Consider the following 20,581-nt stretch of genomic DNA (forward strand, 5'->3'; position numbering starts at 1 on the left):
CGCGGGAGTGGCATAGAGGGCATGCACCTTGCAACCGGCCATTCCACCAACGACATGGGGCCGACATGCACTTTGGGGAAATCCGATGCGCGCGCCCGTTGTTGTTGCCCTGTCCCTGATCGCATTGGCCGGTTGCTCGCGCGAAAAGGCGCCCGACGCCCTGGAGACACGCCCCGCCGCCGCAGCGGCAGCTGCGCCGGTGCCGGCCGATGCTCCGGTCATCCTGGCCTTTGGCGACAGCCTCTATGCTGGATATCAGCTGGAGGCGGGGCAGAGCTATCCGGCCCGGCTGGAAGCCGCGCTGAACGCGGCAGGGATCAAGGCGCGGGTGGTCAATGCCGGGGTTTCGGGTGACACCACCGCCGCCGCGCGGCAGCGGCTGGCTTTCACCCTGGACAACCAGCCGCAAAAGCCGGCGCTGGTTCTGGTCGGGCTTGGCGGCAATGACATGTTGCGGGGCCTGCCGCCCGAGCAGACGCGTGCCAATCTCGATGCGATCCTGGCCGAACTCAAGCGTCGCAACATTCCCGCCATGCTCACCGGCATGCTGGCCGCCCCCAACCTCGGCCCCGAATACGTCACCGCGTTCAACCCGATCTGGCCGGCGCTGGCCAAAAAGTATGAAGCGGCGCTGGTGCCGTTCTTTCTCCAGCCGATCTTCGGCCAGCCCGGCCTGCAATTGCCCGATCACATTCACCCCAACGCGCAAGGCGTGGACAAGATCGTGGCCGCAACCGAACCGGCGGTTGCGCAGGCTTTGGCCAAGGCTTTGCGCAAGTAGCAATTCAACCGCGTGCCACTTCCCCGTCGTGCACGTGCCATAGCGCGGCCTGGCCGGCGATTTCGGCAAAGGGGGCCGCTTCGGTGCCGGTCATCCACACCTGCGCGCCCGAGGCGGCGAGCCGCTCGTAAAGCGCGGCGCGGCGCAGCGGATCGAGGTGGGCGGCGATCTCGTCGAGCAGCAGCAGGCGCGGTCGCGGGCCGGCGGTGAGCTGGGCATGGGCAAGGACGATGGCGATCAGCATCGCCTTCTGCTCCCCGGTGGAGCAGTCCGCAGCCGGCGCATCCTTGGTGGCCAGGCGCACGGCCAGATCATCGCGGTGGGGGCCGACAAGGGTGCGCCCGGCGGCCTTGTCGCGGCGGCGGCCTTGGCGCAGCGCGGCGCGCAGGGCTTCCTCGTCGCTCGGCACGTCGCTGGCGTAGGCCAAAGTGGGGCGGGCAAACGGTTGCTCGGGCAGCGTTTCGAGCACCAGGCCCAGATCGGCCACCAGGTCTGCGCGAGCCGCAACGATGGCAGCGCCGGTTTCCGCCAGTTGCGCCTCCAGCGCATCGAGCCAGGCCGGGTCCGGCTCCCGCTCGTCGGTCAACAGCCGGTTGCGTTCGCGCAGGGCCGTTTCATAGCGGGCGCTGACCTGGGCGTGGCCGGGCAGGCGCGCCAGCACCAGCCGATCGAGGAAGCGGCGGCGGTTCCCCGCGCTTTCGGCAAAGAGCCGGTCCATCGCCGGCGTCAGCCAGGTGAGCGACAGCCATTCCGCCAGGCGTGCCGCCGGCCCTTGCGCGCCATTGATCCGCACCAGGCGCCGGCCCGGCGTGGCGGGCTGGGTCTGGGTGCCCAGCACCACTTCGCCATGCTCCATCTCGGCCACCACGGCAAAGCTGCCGTCGCCGGCCCGTGCGGCCATTTCGGCTGGCTGGGCGCGGCGCAGGCCGCGGCCGGGCGCCAACAGAGATAGCGCCTCCAGCACGTTGGTCTTGCCCGCGCCGTTTTCGCCCACCAGCACGTTGAACGCCGCCATGCCATCCAGCCGCGTGGCGGAATGGTTGCGGAAATCGCGCAGGGTCAGGCGGGTTAGCGGCATGGGTGATGCCTGGCGTGGCGCAAGGCATCGCACCACCCCCCAACCCCCTCCTCTGAAGAGGAGGGGGAGCGCGGCAGGGAAAGCCCACTCCTCTTCAGAGGAGGGGGTTGGGGGTGGTGGAAACCTGAAGCAACGCCAACCATCACCCCTGCCCACGCTCCAGCAGCCCGTGCTTTTTCAGGCAGTGGCGCAACTGGTCATAGGTCACGCCCAGGGCCTTGGCGGTCTGGCGCTGGTTATAGCGGTTGCGGCCAAGGTGGTGTTCCAGGATGGCGCGTTCGTGTGCGTCGACCGCGGCGCGCAAGTCCTGGATCGTATCGAAATCGGCGCGGTTGGTGGCGTGCTCCAGCACCGTGGTGCAATCATCCGCCGGCACGGCGCGAGGAGGGCTGATCGGCGCGGCGGGTTTCCACGGGCTGTCGAACGGATCGAACTGGACATGGCCGATCGGCCGGTCGGGATCGTCCCAGCGATAGACCGCACGCTCCACCACATTGCGCAATTCGCGCACGTTGCCTGGCCAGGCATAGCTTTCCATCTGCGCCGCGGCGTGCGCGGCAAAGCCGGGCCAGGTGTCCCACTGCAGTTCGGCCGCCATGCGCCGCCCGAAATAATCGGCCAGCACGGCCACGTCGCCATCGCGCACGCGCAACGGGGGCAGGGTGATCACCTCAAAGCTCAACCGGTCGAGCAGGTCGGCGCGGAAGCGGCCTTGCGCGGCCATCCTGGGCAGGTCTTCGTTGGTGGCAGCCACGATGCGCACGTCCACGCGGATCGGCCGGCTGGCACCGATGCGCGTGACTTCGCCATATTCCACCGCGCGCAACAGGCGTTCCTGCGCGCCGGTGGACAGCGTGCCCAACTCGTCAAGAAACAGGGTGCCCTTGTCCGCCTCTTCAAAGCGGCCGATCCGGGCGCGCGTCGCGCCGGTAAAGGCGCCCGCCTCATGCCCGAACAATTCCGCCTCGATCAGGGTTTCGGGCAGGGCCGCGCAGTTCATCGTGACCAGCGGTTCCTGCCAGCGCGTGGACAGGCGATGCAGCCGTTCGGCGATCAGTTCCTTGCCGGTCCCGCGTTCGCCGATCACCAGCACCGGGCGGCGCATGGGCGCGGCGCGGCTGGCACGCTCCACCGCATCGAGGAAGGCCCCTGATTGGCCGATGAACTGCACTTCGCGATCCATGACCAACATTTGGCACAATTTCCCAAGCCTGGGCAAGATGCGCTAAATTCCCAGCCACTGTTTTTGTGAAAAAGCCTGGAAATCCGCCATTTCCACAGTTTGGCACGGGCCTTGCTGAACAGGGGGCAACCGCACTGGAGTATCCCCGATGACCACCGCCCCGTTCTTCACCACCCGTCTTGGCCGCGCCGCCCTGGTCAGCATTGCCGCGATGCTGGCGATGAACGCCGTGGTGCTGGCCCGCCACATGCCCGAGTTTCCCGGCATGGCAAGCGCCATGCAGGCAGGCCCTGCCGGCCATGCTGGCGTGACCACCTCGGTTGCCGCGATCACGGGGGGCCTGGCATGAATTCCATTCTCGAACCCGTGCCGCCCTTTGCATCTGGCGGCGGTTCTTCGCGCTTTGACGAAGCGTTGCGCGCAGCCCGGCAGCACCCCTCGCAGGGCAGCGGTCAAAGTGATACGAACGCCGCAAGGCCCTTTTTCAACGGAGCAAACCTGATGGGCATCTTTTCGCGCACGCGCGATATCATTGCCGCCAATTTCAACGACCTGTTGGACAAGGCCGATGATCCGGCAAAGATGATCCGCATGATCATCATGGAAATGGAAGAGACGCTGGTGGAAGTCCGCGCCTCGGCCGCGCGCACCATTGCCGATCAGAAGGAAATGCTGCGCCACGTGGCCAAGCTGGACCGGCTCCAGGCCGATTGGGCCGACAAGGCGCAGCTTGCCCTGTCCAAGGACCGCGAGGACCTGGCCCGCGCCGCCCTGATCGAGCGCAAGAAGGCCGCCGACATGGCACAGCAGCTGCGCGGTGAAGTGGCGGTGCTCGACGATTCGATGCGCGCCTATGAGCAGGACATCGAGAAGCTGCAGACCCGCCTGCGCGAGGCCCGCAGCCGCCAGACCGCGATTGCCGCCCGCCTGGAAAGCGCGGAAAACCGCGTGCGCCTGCGCACCTTGATGACCAGCGAGCGCGTGGACGAGGCGCTGGCCCGCTTCGACCAGCTCGAACGCCGTGTCGACTATGCCGAAGGCCGCGCCGATGCGCTGACCATTGCCGAAAGCGGCCCGCCAAGCCTGGCCGATGAAATCGCCGCCCTGGCCGGCCAGGACAAGATCGACGAAGAATTGGCCGCGATGAAGCGCGCCATGGGCAAGGAGGGCTGATCGCCATGGACCTGACCCCGTTTTTTGCCCTTGTTACGCTGTTCGTCGCGCTGCCGTGGATCGTGCTGCACTACATGACGAAGTGGAAGACCGCCTCCACGCTGACCAGCGGCGACGAGCAGTTGCTGGAAGAACTCTATCGCCTCGCCCGCCGCCTGGAAGAGCGGATGGACACGGTGGAGCGCCTGGTGGCCGCCGAAAATCCGCAATTTCGCCCGGCCCGCCTGGGCGAGGCACGTGAAAGCCACCATGACGATCTCTCCGAACTCGATCGGCTGATGGCGCAAACCAAGGGGACCGTGAAATGACCGCTACCCGTACCCGTTTCTATCGTGACAAGGCCAATGGCAAGTTCATGGGCGTGTGCGCCGGCATTGCCGACTACACCGGGGTAGACGTGCTGTGGGTGCGCCTGGCGGTCATCGTCGGCACGCTGTGCGGCCTGGGTTTCCTGCCCATCGTCTATTTCGGGCTGGGCTTCCTGGCCGAAAAGAAGCCGGCCGCGCTCTATGTCGATCGGCAGGAGCAGAAGTTCTGGCAGGGCGTGCGCCAGTCGCCCGCCCGCTCGGCCCGCGAAGTGCGCGCCAGCTTGCGCGACATCGACCGCCGCCTGGCCGAGGTCGAACACTTCTATGTCTCCAGCAATCCGCGCCTGGCCCAGGAAATCGAAAGCCTGCGCTGAGCGCCTGACCATCCCATCCCGGCACTTCGAAGGGGACTGCTGCCATGGATCACGGAACACTTGCCCTGCTCATCCCGCTTGCCCCGTTCATGATCGCAGGGCTTGCGATCTGGACCCGGCACAGCCGTCGCCTGGCCGAAATCCAGGCCAATGCCACCGCCGAAAAGGCTGCGCAGTATGCGGCGCATAACCAGGCGCTGGAAGACCGCGTGCGCGTGCTGGAACGCATTGTCACCGATGGTGGCTATGACGTGGCGCTGCAGATCGAGGCGCTGCGCGATGTCAACCGCGTAACCGACGGCGAACGCGCCAGCGTTTCGGACAAGCTGCAATGACCGCCGCCGGTGCCATCGTCCTGCTGGCCTTTGCCACGCTTGCGACCTTGCTGGTCGGGCTGGTGATGGCGGCGCAGGCCTGGTCGCGCCGGATGGACCAGCGCGAACGCGAAATCATCGCGACCACCCGCGCCACGGCCGAACAGGCGGCGCAATACGCCGCCCAGACCGCCCGCCTCGAGCAGCGCGTGCGCGTGCTGGAAGGCATGATGCAGGGCCGCGAGCCCTCGGCCTTTCCGCAGTTCAACTGACCACCCTGTTTCCAGGGCCCAGCCAAGGATATCCCGCCGTGAGTTTCGGAGCCACTCTCGTTGCCATCGTGGCGATCCTGGCCTGGGCCAGCCTGCGCCACCGCCGCCACAGCACCGGCCAGGCCGCATTCCCTGCAAGCGATCCGGCCGAAAACGTCGCCTTGGCCCGCGAAGTGGCCGCCTTGCGCAACCGCGTCGAGGTGCTCGAGCGCATCCTGACCGACCAGCGCGGTTCGATCGACCTGGCGCGCGAAATCGAATCGCTGCGCGAGCGGTGAGGTCAAAAGCGGGTTGAGATGGGGTGGTTCCCGCTTTAAGGCCCAAGGCCATGCGCACCCTTTCCGACATTCTCGAAGAATATGAATTCAGCGATGGGGACGAACGCTATCGCCTGCTGATCGAACTGGGGCGCGAGCTGGAGCCCATGCCCGATGCGCTGAAAACCGATGCCACGCTGGTGCGTGGTTGTTCGGCGGCGGTCTGGGTCTATCCCACCGAAAGCGAAGCGGGCCGCCTGCATTTCCTGGCTGACAGCAACGCGGCGATCACCAAGGGCATCATCGCCCTGGTGCTGGCCGCGGTGCAGGACCGTCCCGCCGCCGAAGTGGCCGCGATGGACGTGGCCGAAGCGCTCGCACCCTTCAACCTCAAGAACCAGCTTTCGTCCAACCGCACGCAAGGGCTGCCGAACATGATCGCGCTGGTGCGCGAACACGCGGCGCGGCTGGCTTCGGCGGGCTGAGGCGGCATGGTCCGCCGCCATCTCTGGACCGGCGCGGGCCTGTTCTTCGTGGGGTTGGGCATGGTGGGGGCATTCCTTCCGCTGCTGCCCACGGTGCCGTTTCTGTTGCTGGCGGTGTTCTGCTTTGCCCGCGGCAACCCCGCGTGGGAGCAGCGCCTGCTCGATCACCCCAAGTGGGGGCCGCCCTTGCGCGAATGGCGCACGCGCCGCGCCATTCCGCGCCGCGCCAAGAAAGCCGCGCTGGCGACGATGGCGGTGAGCGTGGCGGCGACGGCTTTTACGGCCGGATGGCCCTGGGTGCTGATCCCGGCCGGCGTCATGGTGCTGAGCGGCACATGGATATGGACCCGCGCGGAATAGGACGCCCCATGAGGATCACGCACATCTATCGCTATCCGGTCAAGTCGATGGGCGGGCAGGCGATGGAACGCGCCAACCTGACGTTGCAGGGGCTGTCCCACGACCGGCGCTGGATGATGGTCACGCCCGAGGGGCGCTTTCTCACCCGCCGCGAATTGCCGGCCATGGCGCTGGTGCGGGCGCAGCCGCATGACGATGGCGGCGTGATATTGCACCATGCCGATGCGTCCTCACTGTCGGTTGCCGTGCCGACCACCGGAGAGCGCCGCCAGGTCAAAGTGTGGAGCGACAGCGTGGCGGCAACACCGGCCGATGCAGCCGCCCACGACTGGCTCTCGGCGCGCTTTGGCCGGCCGGTGCACTTGGTCCACATGGGCGAGGATGTGGTGCGCGGGGTCGATCCCGCTTATGGCCGTCCGGGCGATACCGTCGGTTTTGCCGATGGATTTCCGCTGCTGGTCACGACCCAGGAATCGCTCGACGCGGTCAACGCGCAATTGCCCGCCCCCATCGCCATGGCGCGCTTTCGTCCCAACCTGGTGATCGCCGGGGCACCCGCTGCCTTTGCCGAGGATGGCTGGACCCGCTTGCGCATCGGGACGCTCACGCTGCGCCTGGTCAAGCCATGCACGCGCTGCGTGATCACCACGCAAGACCCCGAAACCGGCGAAAGCGAAGGGCGCGAGCCGCTCGCCACTCTGCGCAAGATGGGCCGGCTATGGCAGCGCCAGCCGATCTTCGGGGTGAATGCCATTCCCGATGGAGTGGGCGAGGTGGCTGTGGGGACTCTGGTGGAACTGGCCTGAGGCCTATTCCACCGCCTCGCGCAGCACGGCAATCCCCGCCGCGCGCTGGGCTTTCAGTTCCTGCTTCAACACCGCCGGATCGCGCGCGACGACAAAGCCGAAGCTGACGCCGCCTTCCTTGCCGATGGTGGCGTGGTGCAGCTTGTGCGCCTGGACCAGTCGCTTGGCGTACCCGCGCTTGGGCACCCAGCGGAACCAGCGTTGGTGCACCAGGCCATCGTGGATGAACGTGTAGATCAAGCCGTAGACCAGCACCCCCAGGCCGATCCACGTGCCCGGCCACCAGGCATGCGCACCCAGAACCAGCGGGCTGCCCACGGCGAACATCGAGATCGAGATCGCTGCGCCGACCACGGCATAGAGGTCGTTCTTTTCCAGAAAGCCATCGTGCGGTTCGTGATGATCGCGGTGCCAGGCCCAGCCAAAGCCATGCATGATATATTTATGGCTGGCCCAGGCGACCAGTTCCATGGCGGCGGCGGCGGCCAGCACGATGGCGATGGCAAGCAGGATGTCCATGGGGTTGCCCTATAGCGCTCTGCGCGCGTGGGGGCGATGCGTTTTATCGTGCATTCTTGCTGCAACCCGAACGATGCGCTCGCGTTTGGTTCAGCATCACTTTGCAAGAACTGCGGCGTTGCAGCGGAATGTTCCAGGAACGCCGCCCGCAAAGAAGGAGTGCATGCCATGAAGAAGCTGATTCTCGCCGCTCTCATCCCCGCCACCATGGGCCTTGCCGCGCCGGCCTTTGCCCAGATGCCGCCGCCGCCCCCGGGTGGCTGGCACCATGGCCCTGGCGATGGCGGGTGGATGAACCCCCAGCGCAACGACGCGATTCGCCGCGATATCGACGGCCTGAGCATGGCCATTGATCGTTCGCAGCAGAATCGCACGATCTCGTACCGTGAAGCCAATGGCCTGCGCCGCGATGTCTATGGCATCCAGCGCGCCTATCGCATCGCCGCGCGCAACGGCCTGTCGCGCCAGGACGTGCACGATCTGGCGCGTCGCGTGAACGTGGTGCGCATGAAGCTGCATATGGAACGCGCCGACTGGGATCGCGATCGCTGGTGATCGCAGGCCGCCTTGCGCGGCCTCAGATAGAAAATGACATGTCGCCCCGGCCTTTCTTGCCCTTTCGTGCTTGAAATGCGCCGGGGCGATGCTTAACCGCACTAGCATGACCAGCACCGGCAAGACGCTCTACGAAAAGATCTGGGACGCGCACGTTGTGGAGAACCGCGACGATGGCACGAGCCTGATCTATATCGACCGCCATCTCGTTCACGAAGTGACGAGCCCGCAGGCGTTCGAAGCCCTGCGCCTTGCCGGGCGCAAGGTGCGCCGCCCCGATCTTACGCTGGCGGTGCCCGATCACAATCTGCCCACCACCGCGCGCCGCGATGCCGCAGGCAACCGCATTCCCATTGCCGATCCCGACTCTGCGCAGCAGTTGGCCATGCTGGAGCGCAATGCCCCCGAATTCGGCATCCGCTATATCGGCGATGCCGATGCCGCGCAGGGCATCGTCCACGTCGTCGGCCCGGAACAGGGCTTTTCGCTGCCCGGCGCCACGATCGTGTGCGGTGACAGCCACACCGCCTGCCACGGCGGGCTGGGTGCGCTGGCCTTTGGCATCGGCACGTCGGAAGTGGAACACGTGCTCGCCACGCAGACCCTGCTGCTCAAGCGCAGCAAGACCATGGAAGTGCGCGTCAACGGCACGCTGGCACCGGGCGTTTCGGCCAAGGACGTGGTGCTGCATATCACCGGCGTGCTCGGCGCATCGGGTGGCACTGGCTATGTCATCGAATATACCGGGTCGGTGATCCGCGACCTGTCGATCGAAGGACGGCTGACCGTATCGAACATGGCGATCGAGCATGGCGCCCGCGCCGGCCTGATCGCGCCCGACGAAAAGACCTTCGCTTATGTGAAGGGCCGCCCCTATGCGCCCAAGGGCGCCGACTGGGACACGGCCGTGGCCTGGTGGAAGAGCCTGGCGACGGATGCGGATGCACAGTACGACAAGGTCGTGGTGATCGATGCGGCGGACATCGCGCCTTCGGTCACTTGGGGCACCAGCCCCGAAGACGTGCTGCCGATCACCGCCAGCGTGCCCGCGCCCGACAGCTTTGCCGATCCTTCCAAGCAGGAAGCCGCGCGCAAATCGCTGGAATACATGGGTCTGGAGCCGGGTACCGCGCTCAATTCGGTGGAAATCCAGAACGTGTTCATCGGCAGCTGCACCAACAGCCGGATCGAGGACTTGCGTGCCGCCGCCGCCGTCCTGAAGGGCCGTCACAAGGCAGACAACGTGCGCTGGGCGATCGTCGTGCCCGGCTCTGGCCTGGTCAAGGCCATGGCCGAGGATGAAGGCCTGGACGTGATCTTCAAGGACGCGGGCCTGGAATGGCGCGAGCCGGGCTGCTCGGCGTGCCTGGGCATGAACCCGGACAAGGTGCCCGCCGGTGAGCGCTGCGCATCCACCTCCAACCGCAATTTCGTCGGCCGCCAGGGGCCGGGTGCGCGCACCCACCTGGTCAGCCCGGCGATGGCGGCTGCCGCGGCCGTTACTGGCCGGTTGACGGACGTGCGCGAGCTGGTCTGATCGACTTTCGCAAGTCCGCCTTTGCCCCGGTGGTCAATGCGCAGACCCGCGTGCTGGTCTGCGGCAGCCTGCCGGGGGAGGCGTCGCTCGCTGCGCAGCGCTATTACGCCCACCCTGCCAACCAGTTCTGGCGGCTGATCGGCGGCGTGATCGGGCAGGATCTCGTGCCGCTGGATTATCCCGCGCGGCTCGACGCGCTGCTGCGTGCCGGCATCGGCCTGTGGGACACGGTGGCGAGCGCGACACGCGCCGGCAGCCTCGATACCGCGATCCGCGCAGCGCAACTGGCGCCGCTGGCACAGCTTGCCGCCAGGCTGCCGGCCTTGCGCGCGATCGGTTTCAACGGCGCCACCGCCGCGCGCCATGGCCGCGCACAAATGGCAGATTTGCCTGACATTTCATTCATTCAACTGCCGTCAAGCAGCCCGGCCTATTGTGCCGTTACACTGGCGCAAAAGCAGCAGGCGTGGAGTTGTCTTCAGACATTCCTCGATTGAACGTTGCATTGTGCGGCAACCGGGCCAATTCTTGCGGCCCGTAACAAGGAGGAAGGCGTGTCCAAGAAGGAAAACTGGGCCGGAACGGCTGTCCTGGCAGGGGCTGCAGCGGTCGGTTCGGCGGCGCTCGCAGCCGCGCTGCTCTATAGCAACCGTCGCAAGGACCGGGCCAACAAGCCGGCCAAGGAATCTCCGCTGGGCGACAATCCCGAAACCGATTGAGCGCAGCCTTGCCCGACACGCTATTTCCGCCGTTGCGCCGGGCGCGGCGGCGGCTATAGCGGGGGCATGGAACCGGTAAACCACATCGAAGGCCGCGCCATTCCGTTCGGCCGCAAGAACATCGACACCGACGTGATCATCCCGGCCAAGTGGCTCAAGACGATCAGTCGCGAGGGGCTGGGCCGTGGCGCCTTCGAATCGCTGCGTGCCGATCCCGACAACCTGTTCGACAGCGAAACCTTCAAGGGATCGCCGATCCTGATCGCGGGCGACAACTTCGGTTGCGGTTCCAGCCGCGAGCATGCCGCCTGGGCGCTGCTCGACCTGGGCATCAAGGCGGTGATCGCGCCGTCGTTTTCCGACATCTTTTCCGGCAACGCCTTCAAGAACGGCATCCTTACCGTGGTGATGCCGCAGGAACAGGTCGATCGCCTGCTCGAAGTGGCGCAGACCGACCCGATCTCCATCGATCTCGACGCGCAGACCGTGACTACGCCGTTCCAGGATCGCTTTGCGTTCGAGATCGACGCGTTCCGCAAGCATTGCCTGCTCAACGGCCTCGACGAAGTGGGCCTGACCCTAGCGCGTGGCGACGCAATCGGTGCGTTCGAAGCGCAAGTGGCCGATGCGCGGCCGTTCCTGGCCCAGGGCACTGGCGTCCCTGCCTAAGGGTTAGCCGCGCCGCAAGCGCGCGCGGGCCATCAGTCGACTGGCTCCTCCACCGGGGCCACATCGACGCAAACTCGCAGGCGCTGGCCGCCTCCACCATGGAACACGCCATCCATCGGCGCGACATCGGCATAGTCGCGCCCCATGGCCGTGAACACGTGGTCGGTCGAAGCGAGCACCGCGTTGGTGGGATCGAACCCGACCCAGCCCAATTCGTTGCCGCACCACAGCGCGGCCCAGGCGTGGGTGGCGTCGGCACCCACCAGGCGGGGCTGGCCGGGCGGGGGCAGGGTGCGCAAATAGCCGCTGACATAGGCGGCGGGCAGGCCATGCCCGCGCGCCGCCACGATCATCACATGGGCAAAATCTTGGCACACCCCATGGCGGGCGCGAAAGGCTTCCGCAGGCGGGGTGTCGGCCGTGGTCGCGGTGCCATCATAGGTGAATTCGTCGTGGATGGCGTGCATCAGCGCAAGGCCTGCGTCCATCACGCTGCGCTTGCCCGCCAGGATACTGCCGGCCCAGCCAACGATCTCGGGGGAAAGCGGCGTCATGGCCGACGGATAGATATAGCTCGCTGGGCCCAGCGCCGAAAGGTCGCGATGCGCGGCGGCGCAGGCACCGATCTCTGCCACGCTGGGCGTGACCGCCTCGGCCGGGTCGGCCGCAGCCGGGGTCACTTCCACGCGGAACGTGCTGTCCACGTCCAGCCGATCGAGCGGCTCGCGAATGAACAGGCGGCTGCGGTTGACCAGGAAGGGTCCGGCTTCCTCTTCCATGGTCCACGGTTGCGGCGAGACGGAGAGGCGGAACTGGCTGACCGATTGCGTGGGCCAGGGCGCGGGACGCAGGCGCAAGTTGAACCGGGCGAGGCGGACAGGCGCGTCGTAATCGACGCGTGTTTGATGGCGAATATCGTAGATCACGCGAGCAGGCTGCCACCGGCCGGGTTTCCGGCCTTTTCGAATTGCAGGAAATAGCGGGTGGATATCGTGTCGGACAGGGTCAGCAGCCGCTGCTCCACATCAGCCAGCCGCGCGAGGTTCCAGCTGGCCACGGGCAAGCTGGACAAGGGCGCCAGGATGGCACGCGCTTCCAACAGCGGGGCTTCGGGCAGGTTGTCTTCGCCCAGCGAAGGCAGCGCTTCGATATGGCCGACCAGGGTCTGCGCCTGAAACGCCAGCGAGCGCGGATTGGTGGGGTCGAGCAGCAGCAGGTCGAGCACCGGCGCCGTGCTGGGCGCGGCCAGATAGCGCGCGCGATAGGTGATCTGGCTGTCCGACAGGTCGAGCAATACGCCCAGCGCTTCGGGTGTCTCGATCTGCGCAGACAGCGCCCGCAGCGTCTGGCATAGCGCCACTGCGCGTTCCAGGCGGCGGCCCATGTCGAGGAAATGGCGCGATGGGCCCAGCGTGAAGTTTTCCGCCAGCAGGCCGGACAGCGCGGACAGGCGCTCGATCAATTCGCGCGCGGCCCGCAACAGCGCGCCGGGGCGGTGGCCGTCCATCGGCGGCAGTGGGCGGCTGGCGATGCGCCAGAAATCGGTGGTGAAGCGATCGCGCAGAGTCAGCGCCGTGGCGCGGATCGCGGCAAACAGCGCGCCGACCGAACCGTTCATCGCCGTGTCGGCCAAAGCCGCGCGGCAGGCTTGGGGCACGCCCAACCCGGCATCTTCGCGCTCGATTGCGCCCCAGCTTACCATCAGGTCTACCAGCCGCGCGATCACCTCGGGATTATGCCCGGCGGCCGCGTCCACTTCGATCGAACTGCCAAGTACGGCGCGCACCACGCGCACGGTGGTTTCCGCACGCTCCATATAGCGGCCGAACCAGAACAGATTGTCGGCCGCCTGGCTCGCCAGGATGCCCCCGCCGCGTCGCACCGCCGGCGGGGCGCCCAGTACCGAAGGCGTGGCGCTGACCGTGGCGACATCAACCGCGGTGTCCACCACGCAGACATCGGCGGAAATATCGCCTTCGCCCATCATCGTCGTGACCATTTCGCCCGACGAGGACAGGCGGGCAAAGCCGCCGGGCATGACGCTCCATTCCCCTGCCGCATTGCGCGCCAGGAAAGCGCGCACGGTAAAGGCGCGCGGCACGAACGCTTCGTCGATCAGCGCCGGCGTGGTGGAAAGAGTAACGATTTCCTGGCCGCAATAGTCCACCGGGCGGCGCTCCATCGCAGCGAGCAAGGCTCGGCGTTGCGCGGGGCTCAGGCTGCGCCCGGCCACGGGGCGGCCCTGGGGCAGGCCGGCCACTTCCACCCCGAACGCCGGGGTGATCATCAACTGGTCAAGCCGCGCGGCGACGTCCTGCGCTTCGCGGGGTTGGCCGCACCACCAGGTGGCGACGTTGGGCAGGATGGGCTCTTCGCCCAGCAGGGCCGAGAACAGGCGCGGCATGAACGCGGCAAAGGCCGGCGCTTCCAGCACTTCGGCCCCCGGCCAGTTTGCCAGGGTCACGCCGCCACGGTCCAGCGCCTCGAACAGGTCGGGCACGCCGATTGCCGATCGCGCATCAAAGCGCAGCGGATCGAGCGCGTTGGTGTCGATCCAGCGCCACAGCGCGTCCACCCGCTTGGGCCCGGCGATGGTGCGCACATAGAGCCGGTCGTCGCTCACCGTCAGGTCGCGGCCTTCGACCAGGGGGAAGCCCAGGTAGCGCGCGAGATGGGCCTGTTCGGGATAGGACTGGTTGAAGCGGCCGGGCGTGAGCAGGGCGATGCGCGGGTTTTCGCGCTGGCATTCGCGGGCGATGCCGCCGCGCAGGTCGGAAAAGAACTGGGCCACGCGGCGCGCGCGCATGTCGGTGAGCAGGCTGCCGGTCACGCGCGAAAGCGCCAGGCGGTTTTCCAGGGCATAGCCGATGCCGTTGGCCAGGCGCAGGCGATCGCCCAGCACGCGCCACTGCCCGCGCGGGCCGCGCGCCAGGTCTACCGCATAGACGTGGATATGCGGGCCGCTGCGTGGGCCCACGCCCACCATCGATCGGGCGAAATAGCGGCTGCCGGCAATGAGCGCGGCAGGCAGATGGCCATCGGCCACCAGGCGCCCTTCGCCATAGATGTCTTCCACCACGGCTTCGAGCAGGCGGGCGCGTTGCACCAGGCCGCGTTCCACCTGGGTCCATTCCTGGGCGCCGACGATCAGCGGCATGGGCGAAAGCGGCCAGTCGCGCTCCTCGTCCTCGCCGGTCAGGCGGAACGACATGCCCAGATCGAGGATCTGGCGGCCGACCAGTTCCTGCACCGCGACGCCGGCTTCCTCGCGCAGGGCCATCAGCCCTTGCGCCGCCTGCTGCCAGGCCTGGGCCACATCGGGCGCCGCATGGCGATAGAGATCGCCCGCACCCACATCCACCGGATAGCCGGCCAGCCCCACGGGCGGGCGCCGGCCCGCCGGCGATGGCGGGGTTTCGGGCAGGGTGGCCACCGTGGTCAGGCCAGCCCGGCGGGGCGGCGCAGGTCGAGCGTCATCGGGAATTCCCCAGGCATTTCGGCCGGCGGCACCGGCAGGGGGCCGGGCGAATGGCCATGGTCCTGAAACCGTGCGCGCCGCCGCGCTTCGGCTTCATAGCCGTTGATCGGCACCGAATCGTAATTGCGCCCCCCCGGATGGGCCACATGATAGACGCAGCCCCCCAGCGAGCGCTGGCTCCAGGTATCGAAGATATCGAACGTGAGCGGCGCATGGGGCGGCAGCATCGGATGCATGCAATTGGCCGGCAGCCAGGCCTTGTAGCGCACGCCGCCCACCGCTTCGCCGGGCGTGCCGGTATAGCTCAAGGGCACGCGGCGCCCGTTGCAGGTGATTACGTGGCGGCCCGGCACGAGGCCGGCCGCGCGCACTTGCAACCGCTCGGTCGAACTGTCGACATAGCGCACGGTGCCGCCGATCGCGCCGGTTTCGCCCAGCACGTTCCAGGGTTCGAGCGCATGGCTCACTTCCAGGTGCACGCCGCCCCCTTCCACCGCGCCGTGTACGGGGAAGCGGAACTGGCGCTGCGCTTCGAACCACACGGGATCGAAATCATAGCCTGCGCCGCGCAGATCGGCCAGCACATCGAGGAAATCGGTCCACACGAAATGCGGCAGCATGAACTTGTCGTGCAACTGCGTGCCCCAGCGCACCAGCGGGCCATCCACCGGCTGGCGCCAGAACCAGGCACATAGCGCGCGCAGCAGCAATTGCTGGGCGAGCGACATGCGCGCATCCGGCGGCATCTCGAACCCGCGAAACTCGACCAGGCCCAGCCGCCCGGTGGGACCATCGGGCGAAAACAGCTTGTCGATGCAGATTTCGGTGCGGTGGGTATTGCCCGTCACGTCTACCAGCAAGTTGCGGAACAGGCGATCGACCACCCAGGCGAGCGGCTGGGGCTGATCCGGGCCGGGCACTTGCGATAGCGCGATTTCCAGCTCGTAAAGCCCGTCGTGCCGCGCTTCGTCGATGCGCGGCGCCTGGCAGGTGGGGCCGATGAACATGCCGGAAAACAGATAGGACAGGCTGGGATGGCGCTGCCAATAGATCACGAACGACTTGAGCAGATCGGGCCGGCGGATGAACGGGCTATCCAGCAAGGTCGGCCCGCCCAGCACGATGTGGTTGCCCCCGCCGGTGCCGATGGCGCGGCCATCGACCATGAACTTGTCGGCCGTCAGCCCAATTTCGCGGGCGCAGCGATAAAGCGTTTCGGTGATGTCCACCGATTCCGCCCATGAGCCGGCAGGCTGGATGTTCACTTCGATCACGCCGGGATCGGGCGTGACTTTGAGCACCATCAGCCGCGGGTCGGGCGGTGGGGGATAGCCTTCGATGCGCACCGGCAGGCGGGTTTCCTCGGCCACGGCTTCCACGCTGGCAATCAGGTCGAGATAGTCTTCCAGCGTTTCGACCGGTGGGATGAACACGCACAAGTGATCGCCGCGCGGCTCCACGGTGATCGCCGTGCGCACCGCGCCTTCGATGGCGATGGTCTGTTCCACGCGGCTCTGCCGCACTGGGTCGGCACTGTGCCGCTCATGCCCCTGCGCCCGCGCCTCGCGGCTGCGATCCTCGTGGGACATCTCGCCGGGCGTGAGCGCGTCGCGCGTCTGCACCGCGCGTTCCACCACTTGCGCGCGGAAATCGGCCAGCGCTTCGCGTGGCTCGGCCGTGTCGCGTGGGTGAATATAGGGATAGGCCGAGGGCGGCACGTAGGGCAGCGAATTGAGCGGCAGGCGATAGCCCAGCGCGCTGTCGCCCGGCACGGCAAACAGCGCGCCGCGGCGCAGCTTCCACTTTTCCGAATACCAGTGGCCGGCGGCATGGGCGCGGCGCGCCTGCCAGGGCTGTTGCCGCTGGATCGGCAGGACATGCCCCACCGGCTTGGTCAGCCCGCGCTGGAACGTGCGGACAAAGCGCTGGCGCACTTCGGGATCGTCCAGCTTGGGATCGGTGGGCTCGGTGTTTTCGGGCAGGTCCGCCTCGCGCACGATCCATTCCAGCGCGTCTTCGTAGACCGGGGCGACATTCTCGGGCGCCACGCCCAGCACGGCGGCCGTCTCGCGCAGGAACAGCGCGGCGTCGTCGGCATCCACGCCGGTGACGCTGTCATCGGGCGGGCGATCGCCGGCGATCAGGCTTTCATCGCGCCAGATCGGCACGCCGTCCTTGCGCCAATAGATCGAATAGCCCCAGCGCGGCAGGCTTTCGCCCGGATACCACTTGCCCTGGCCGTGGTGCAGCAGCGATCCCGGCGCAAAGTGATCGCGCAGCTTGCGGATGAGCCGGTCGGCGTACCAGGCCTTGGTGGGCCCCACCGCGCTGCTGTTCCATTCGGGCGCCTCGAAATCGCCATCGGCCACGAACGTGGGTTCGCCGCCGATCGTCAGGCGCACGTCCTGGTTGGCAAGGTCGGCATCGACTTGCTGGCCCAGCGCATCGAGCGCGTCCCAGCGCGCATCGGTGAACGGCTTGGTGATGCGCACCGCTTCGGCAATGCGCGAAACCTGCATTTCGAAATGGAAATCGGAATGCACCGGTTCCAGCACCACACCTTCGATCGGCGCGGCGGAGCGATAGTGCGGCGTGGCGCAGAGCGGGATGTGTCCTTCGCCAGCAAACAGTCCCCAGGTGGCGTCCAGTCCGATCCAGCCCGCGCCCGGCAGATAGACTTCGGTCCAGGCATGCAGGTCGCACACGTCCTGCGCCACGCCGGCCGGGCCATCCACCGCGACGACATCGGGCGTCAGCTGGATCGAATAGCCCGAGACGAAACGCGCGGCAAAGCCCAGGCGGCGTAGCAGATGCACCAGGAGCCAGGCCGAATCGCGGCACGATCCGCTGCCCACGTCGAGCGTTTCCTCAGGGCTTTGCACGCCCGGCTCCATGCGGATGACATAGCCGACCGCCTGGTTGACCGCCTGGTTGATCGCCACCAGGAAGTCGATCGTGCGCCCCTCGTGGCCGGTAAAGCGCGCCAGCAATTCATCGAACAGCGGGCCTTGCGCTTCGGTTTCAAAGCAGGCGGCCAGATCGGCTTTCAGTTCCTCTGCATAAACAAAGGGATAGGTTTCGGCATATTCCTCGACAAAGAAATCGAACGGATTGATCACCATCAGATCGGCAAGCAGGTCGACCGAGATTTCGAAGTGATCGATCGGATCGGGAAAAACCACCCGCGCCAGCCAGTTGCCATAAGGGTCCTGCTGCCAGTTGATGAAGTGATTGGCCGGGCTGATCTTCAGCGAATAGTTCGGCACGGCAGTGCGGCTATGCGCCGCCGGCCGCAATCGGATCACCTGCGGGCCCAATCGAACCGGCTTGGAATAGGTATAGCGCGTGAGGTGATGGAGGCCCGCCTTGATCATAAGACGGGAGGGTGCCCCAATTCATGCTGCGCTGCAACGCACAATCCGCTGGCGTGCGATCAATCCGTGTCTGCGTGGGCAGGGCGGCCGCCATAGGCCGGGATAGCCAGTTTCCAGCGGATCGCGGCGGCACGCAGGGCAAACCCGGCCAGTGCCGATACCGCCCAGACCCAGCCCTTGGGCAAGTGCAGCGCCTGTCCTGCCGAACAGAGCGCTGCGGCAAGGGCTGCGGCGGTGACATAGAGTTCGGGCCGCATGATGATCGACGGGCGCCCGGCAACACAATCGCGGATCACCCCGCCCACGCAGCCCGTGATCACGCCCATGATGAAGGCCGGAACGGGAGGGATGCCATAGGCCAGCGCCTTGGTCGTGCCCAGCACGGCATAAGCGCTGAGCCCCACGGCATCGGCCCATTCCAGTGCGGCGCCGCGCCACCAGCGGTGCGGCGTGATCCAGCACACCACCGCCATGGCCAGGCAGACCAGCGCCACCCAGCGATCGTGCACCCAGAACACTGGCGCTCCGATCAGCAGATCGCGCACCGAGCCGCCGCCCACACCGGTGATCACCGCGAAAAAGCACATCGTCACCAGGGTCTGCCGCATCCGCGCGGCTACCAGTGCGCCCGACAGCGCAAACAGCGCGATACCGGCCAGGTCTGCCACGCCGATCACGGCGGGCAGGGCCGGGGCCACCGCGTGGGGTAACGCGCTGGGCAGGGACGATGGCAAGGACGTGGGCAGCGAGGGGACCAGCGGCATGGACCATGCCATGCCTTGTGGTTCACCGCATGTCGAGGCTGACCGTCGCCGTTCCCGTTCCTTCCACCGGCAGGTAGAGGCCTTGGCCCGCGGCCTTGAGACGGCCGGTGCGCACATCCTCGATCCGTGCGCGGATCACGAAATCGCCGGTGCGCTTGTCAGTCAGGGCGCGGTCGATCTTGGCCATCAGCTTGGCATAGTCGCGCTCGAAGTTCTGGGCGAGCGCGGCAGCGATGGTTTCCGAAAGACCTGGCGCGTTGGCCAGGCTCAGCAGCACATCGGTGCCGGTGCTGTCGGTCACGCCCGAAACGGCAAGGTCGGCAAAGCTGACGACGCGCGAATTCGGCGCATTGACCGGGGTGCCGGTCAGCCAGACGGTGCCGTGCGCGCCATTGGCGGCAAACTGTACGCCCACCGCCACCTTGCCGCCGGTGGTGCCATAGCAGGTCACCTTGCCGAACTGCGCCGTCACCGCCCCCAGGCCGGGAACATCGAACGGGCGGGCCGATCGCTTGACCAGCGCCCGCGCGATGACCGGTTCCAGTTCGCGATAATCGGCGATCACCGGAATGACGAACAGCATCCGCCCTGGCGCGCCATCAAGGGTGTGCAGCGGCGGCAGCGGGGCCGGGGTGGGATCGGGCGGACGGTTGCCGACGAAGGTTTCGGTTTGCGCCTGCATGCCCATCTTGAGCACCAGTTGCCGCCCTTCCACCGCATAGCCGCCATAGCGCAGATCCTTGGGCGTGACGCGCATCCACACCGGCGGATTGGCGTGGTTGAGTTCCAGCGACGTAAACGCGCTGGCCCAGGCCTTGCCGATCTGGCGATCGAGATGCAGCTTGTCCAACTCGCTGGGCAGGGTGCGTTCCAGCTTGTCGATCACGCCCTTGAGCTTGGCATCGGCCTTGCTGGTGAACGTGATGCGCTGTCCGAGAAAATCGATGCCCGGCGCGTTGGTCCAGTCATAGTGGATGTCGAGCGTGGCGCGTGGCTTCCAGTCGCGCGTCAGCGACAGGCGCACATGCGCGCGCACCACCGCATCGCCGGTGGCGGTTTCCTGCTTGAGCACCCCGGCAATGTCGCGCGCGCGCACCGTTGCGTGCATCGGCAGCGTGATCACCAGATCCTGCCCCTGTCCGGCCAGCGTGATCGGACCGCGCACCACGTTGCCCACGACGCGGCATTCCACGCGAGGCGTCTTGATCTTGACGCCCAGCACTTGGACTCGCTTCGACGCCAGGCAATCCTGGCCAGGCTGGTCGATCGACCACAACTCGCGCGGCACGGCCTGTTCGAGCGCGGCGCTGAGTTCATCGAGCCGGGCAACGATCGGCACGGCAATGGTGGAGGCCTGGGGCGGCAGGCTGATGGCGTCTGTGGCCCGCGGCGGCGCCTGGTTCGCCGGGCGGTGATGGCAGGCGACAAGCGGGATCGATGCGGCCAGCGCCACTGCGCTGCCGATCAGGAGAGAACGTTTCATGTGCAGTTGCCCCGTTTGGGCAGGACTACGCGCCAACGCCGGGCAAAGTTCCCGGTGCCATGATCGCGCCACAATCAACGTTCAGTTTCAGC

24 protein-coding genes are annotated in these 20,581 nt (G+C 67.0%); 16 read left to right on the plus strand and 8 right to left on the minus strand.

What is annotated here, in order from left to right; translation table 11 throughout:
* The first annotated feature begins 85 nt into the window (after window positions 1-85).
* Complete coding sequence (locus FHW94_RS03075; protein WP_168554296.1) at window positions 86-781, plus strand: arylesterase; 696 nt, start codon at window positions 86-88, stop codon at window positions 779-781.
* A gap of 4 nt (window positions 782-785) precedes the next feature.
* On the opposite strand, the gene recF is transcribed toward FHW94_RS03075, so the two are convergent.
* Together recF and pspF are read right to left on the minus strand one after the other, a co-directional pair.
* Entirely contained in the window at window positions 786-1,859 is a 1,074-nt protein-coding gene (gene recF, locus FHW94_RS03080; protein WP_168554297.1) for a DNA replication/repair protein RecF, read from the minus strand.
* 142 nt (window positions 1,860-2,001) lie between these two features.
* The gene (pspF, locus tag FHW94_RS03085) at window positions 2,002-3,042 is read right to left on the minus strand and encodes a phage shock protein operon transcriptional activator (protein WP_168555428.1); all 1,041 of its coding nucleotides are present in this window, start codon (window positions 3,040-3,042) and stop codon (window positions 2,002-2,004) included.
* A gap of 148 nt (window positions 3,043-3,190) precedes the next feature.
* Here pspF and FHW94_RS03090 point away from each other — a divergent pair, with 148 nt between their 5' ends.
* The 10 genes from FHW94_RS03090 to FHW94_RS03135 are packed head-to-tail and all read left to right on the plus strand — an operon-like array spanning window position 3,191 to window position 7,391.
* Window positions 3,191-3,391: a hypothetical protein gene (locus FHW94_RS03090; RefSeq protein ID WP_168554298.1), complete on the plus strand. Its 201-nt coding sequence runs from the start codon at window positions 3,191-3,193 to the stop codon at window positions 3,389-3,391.
* Window positions 3,388-4,215, plus strand: coding sequence for a phage shock protein PspA (gene pspA, locus FHW94_RS03095; RefSeq protein ID WP_168554299.1), 828 nt, complete (start codon window positions 3,388-3,390; stop codon window positions 4,213-4,215). The genes FHW94_RS03090 and pspA overlap by 4 nt, the downstream gene beginning before the upstream one ends.
* A 5-nt stretch (window positions 4,216-4,220) precedes the next feature.
* Complete coding sequence (gene pspB / locus FHW94_RS03100) at window positions 4,221-4,523, plus strand: envelope stress response membrane protein PspB (RefSeq protein WP_168554300.1); 303 nt, start codon at window positions 4,221-4,223, stop codon at window positions 4,521-4,523.
* Window positions 4,520-4,897, plus strand: coding sequence for an envelope stress response membrane protein PspC (gene pspC / locus FHW94_RS03105; protein ID WP_168554301.1), 378 nt, complete (start codon window positions 4,520-4,522; stop codon window positions 4,895-4,897). Before pspB ends, pspC begins: the two co-directional genes overlap by 4 nt.
* A gap of 44 nt (window positions 4,898-4,941) precedes the next feature.
* Entirely contained in the window at window positions 4,942-5,232 is a 291-nt protein-coding gene (locus tag FHW94_RS03110) for a hypothetical protein (protein ID WP_168554302.1), read from the plus strand.
* Window positions 5,229-5,483 (plus strand): hypothetical protein, encoded by a 255-nt coding sequence (locus tag FHW94_RS03115; protein WP_168553769.1) that lies wholly within the window; start codon window positions 5,229-5,231, stop codon window positions 5,481-5,483. The genes FHW94_RS03110 and FHW94_RS03115 overlap by 4 nt, the downstream gene beginning before the upstream one ends.
* A 38-nt stretch (window positions 5,484-5,521) precedes the next feature.
* Complete coding sequence (locus tag FHW94_RS03120; protein WP_168554303.1) at window positions 5,522-5,761, plus strand: hypothetical protein; 240 nt, start codon at window positions 5,522-5,524, stop codon at window positions 5,759-5,761.
* A gap of 50 nt (window positions 5,762-5,811) precedes the next feature.
* The gene (locus FHW94_RS03125; protein ID WP_168554304.1) at window positions 5,812-6,225 is read left to right on the plus strand and encodes a SufE family protein; all 414 of its coding nucleotides are present in this window, start codon (window positions 5,812-5,814) and stop codon (window positions 6,223-6,225) included.
* Window positions 6,226-6,231: 6 nt separating this feature from the next.
* On the plus strand, window positions 6,232-6,585 hold the full coding sequence (locus FHW94_RS03130) for a YbaN family protein (protein ID WP_168554305.1): 354 nt from the start codon (window positions 6,232-6,234) through the stop codon (window positions 6,583-6,585).
* A gap of 8 nt (window positions 6,586-6,593) precedes the next feature.
* Entirely contained in the window at window positions 6,594-7,391 is a 798-nt protein-coding gene (locus FHW94_RS03135; protein ID WP_168554306.1) for an MOSC N-terminal beta barrel domain-containing protein, read from the plus strand.
* Window positions 7,392-7,394: 3 nt separating this feature from the next.
* On the opposite strand, the gene FHW94_RS03140 is transcribed toward FHW94_RS03135, so the two are convergent.
* A complete protein-coding gene (locus tag FHW94_RS03140; protein WP_168554307.1) occupies window positions 7,395-7,910 on the minus strand; it encodes a sterol desaturase family protein in 516 nt (171 codons plus the stop codon).
* A 168-nt stretch (window positions 7,911-8,078) separates the two neighbouring features.
* Between FHW94_RS03140 and FHW94_RS03145 the strand changes: the two genes are divergently transcribed.
* The 5 genes from FHW94_RS03145 (at window position 8,079) to leuD (ending at window position 11,390) form a co-directional block, all read left to right on the plus strand.
* Window positions 8,079-8,465 (plus strand): hypothetical protein, encoded by a 387-nt coding sequence (locus FHW94_RS03145; RefSeq protein WP_168554308.1) that lies wholly within the window; start codon window positions 8,079-8,081, stop codon window positions 8,463-8,465.
* A gap of 106 nt (window positions 8,466-8,571) precedes the next feature.
* The gene (gene leuC, locus FHW94_RS03150) at window positions 8,572-10,002 is read left to right on the plus strand and encodes a 3-isopropylmalate dehydratase large subunit (protein WP_168555429.1); all 1,431 of its coding nucleotides are present in this window, start codon (window positions 8,572-8,574) and stop codon (window positions 10,000-10,002) included.
* Window positions 10,003-10,031: 29 nt separating this feature from the next.
* Window positions 10,032-10,499 (plus strand): DNA-deoxyinosine glycosylase, encoded by a 468-nt coding sequence (locus FHW94_RS03155; RefSeq protein WP_349237425.1) that lies wholly within the window; start codon window positions 10,032-10,034, stop codon window positions 10,497-10,499.
* A gap of 57 nt (window positions 10,500-10,556) precedes the next feature.
* Entirely contained in the window at window positions 10,557-10,721 is a 165-nt protein-coding gene (locus tag FHW94_RS03160; protein WP_248290243.1) for an isopropylmalate isomerase, read from the plus strand.
* Between the two features lie 66 nt (window positions 10,722-10,787).
* Window positions 10,788-11,390, plus strand: coding sequence for a 3-isopropylmalate dehydratase small subunit (gene leuD / locus FHW94_RS03165; RefSeq protein WP_168554309.1), 603 nt, complete (start codon window positions 10,788-10,790; stop codon window positions 11,388-11,390).
* A 32-nt stretch (window positions 11,391-11,422) separates the two neighbouring features.
* On the opposite strand, the gene FHW94_RS03170 is transcribed toward leuD, so the two are convergent.
* The 5 genes from FHW94_RS03170 to FHW94_RS03190 are packed head-to-tail and all read right to left on the minus strand — an operon-like array spanning window position 11,423 to window position 20,489.
* Entirely contained in the window at window positions 11,423-12,316 is an 894-nt protein-coding gene (locus FHW94_RS03170) for a transglutaminase family protein (RefSeq protein ID WP_168554310.1), read from the minus strand.
* Entirely contained in the window at window positions 12,313-14,823 is a 2,511-nt protein-coding gene (locus FHW94_RS03175; RefSeq protein WP_349237426.1) for a circularly permuted type 2 ATP-grasp protein, read from the minus strand. Before FHW94_RS03175 ends, FHW94_RS03170 begins: the two co-directional genes overlap by 4 nt.
* 5 nt (window positions 14,824-14,828) lie before the next feature.
* Window positions 14,829-18,242 carry a transglutaminase family protein gene (locus tag FHW94_RS03180; RefSeq protein WP_168554311.1) on the minus strand — a complete coding sequence of 1,138 codons (3,414 nt, stop codon included), beginning with the start codon at window positions 18,240-18,242 and terminating at the stop codon, window positions 14,829-14,831.
* 59 nt (window positions 18,243-18,301) lie between these two features.
* Entirely contained in the window at window positions 18,302-19,006 is a 705-nt protein-coding gene (locus FHW94_RS03185; protein WP_168554312.1) for a trimeric intracellular cation channel family protein, read from the minus strand.
* 22 nt (window positions 19,007-19,028) lie between these two features.
* Window positions 19,029-20,489 carry a DUF4403 family protein gene (locus tag FHW94_RS03190; RefSeq protein WP_168554313.1) on the minus strand — a complete coding sequence of 487 codons (1,461 nt, stop codon included), beginning with the start codon at window positions 20,487-20,489 and terminating at the stop codon, window positions 19,029-19,031.
* Window positions 20,490-20,581 lie beyond the last annotated feature (92 nt).

The organism is Novosphingobium sp. SG720 (genome assembly GCF_012275365.1).
In the GTDB taxonomy this organism is placed as follows: Bacteria; Pseudomonadota; Alphaproteobacteria; order Sphingomonadales; family Sphingomonadaceae; genus Novosphingobium; species Novosphingobium rhizosphaerae.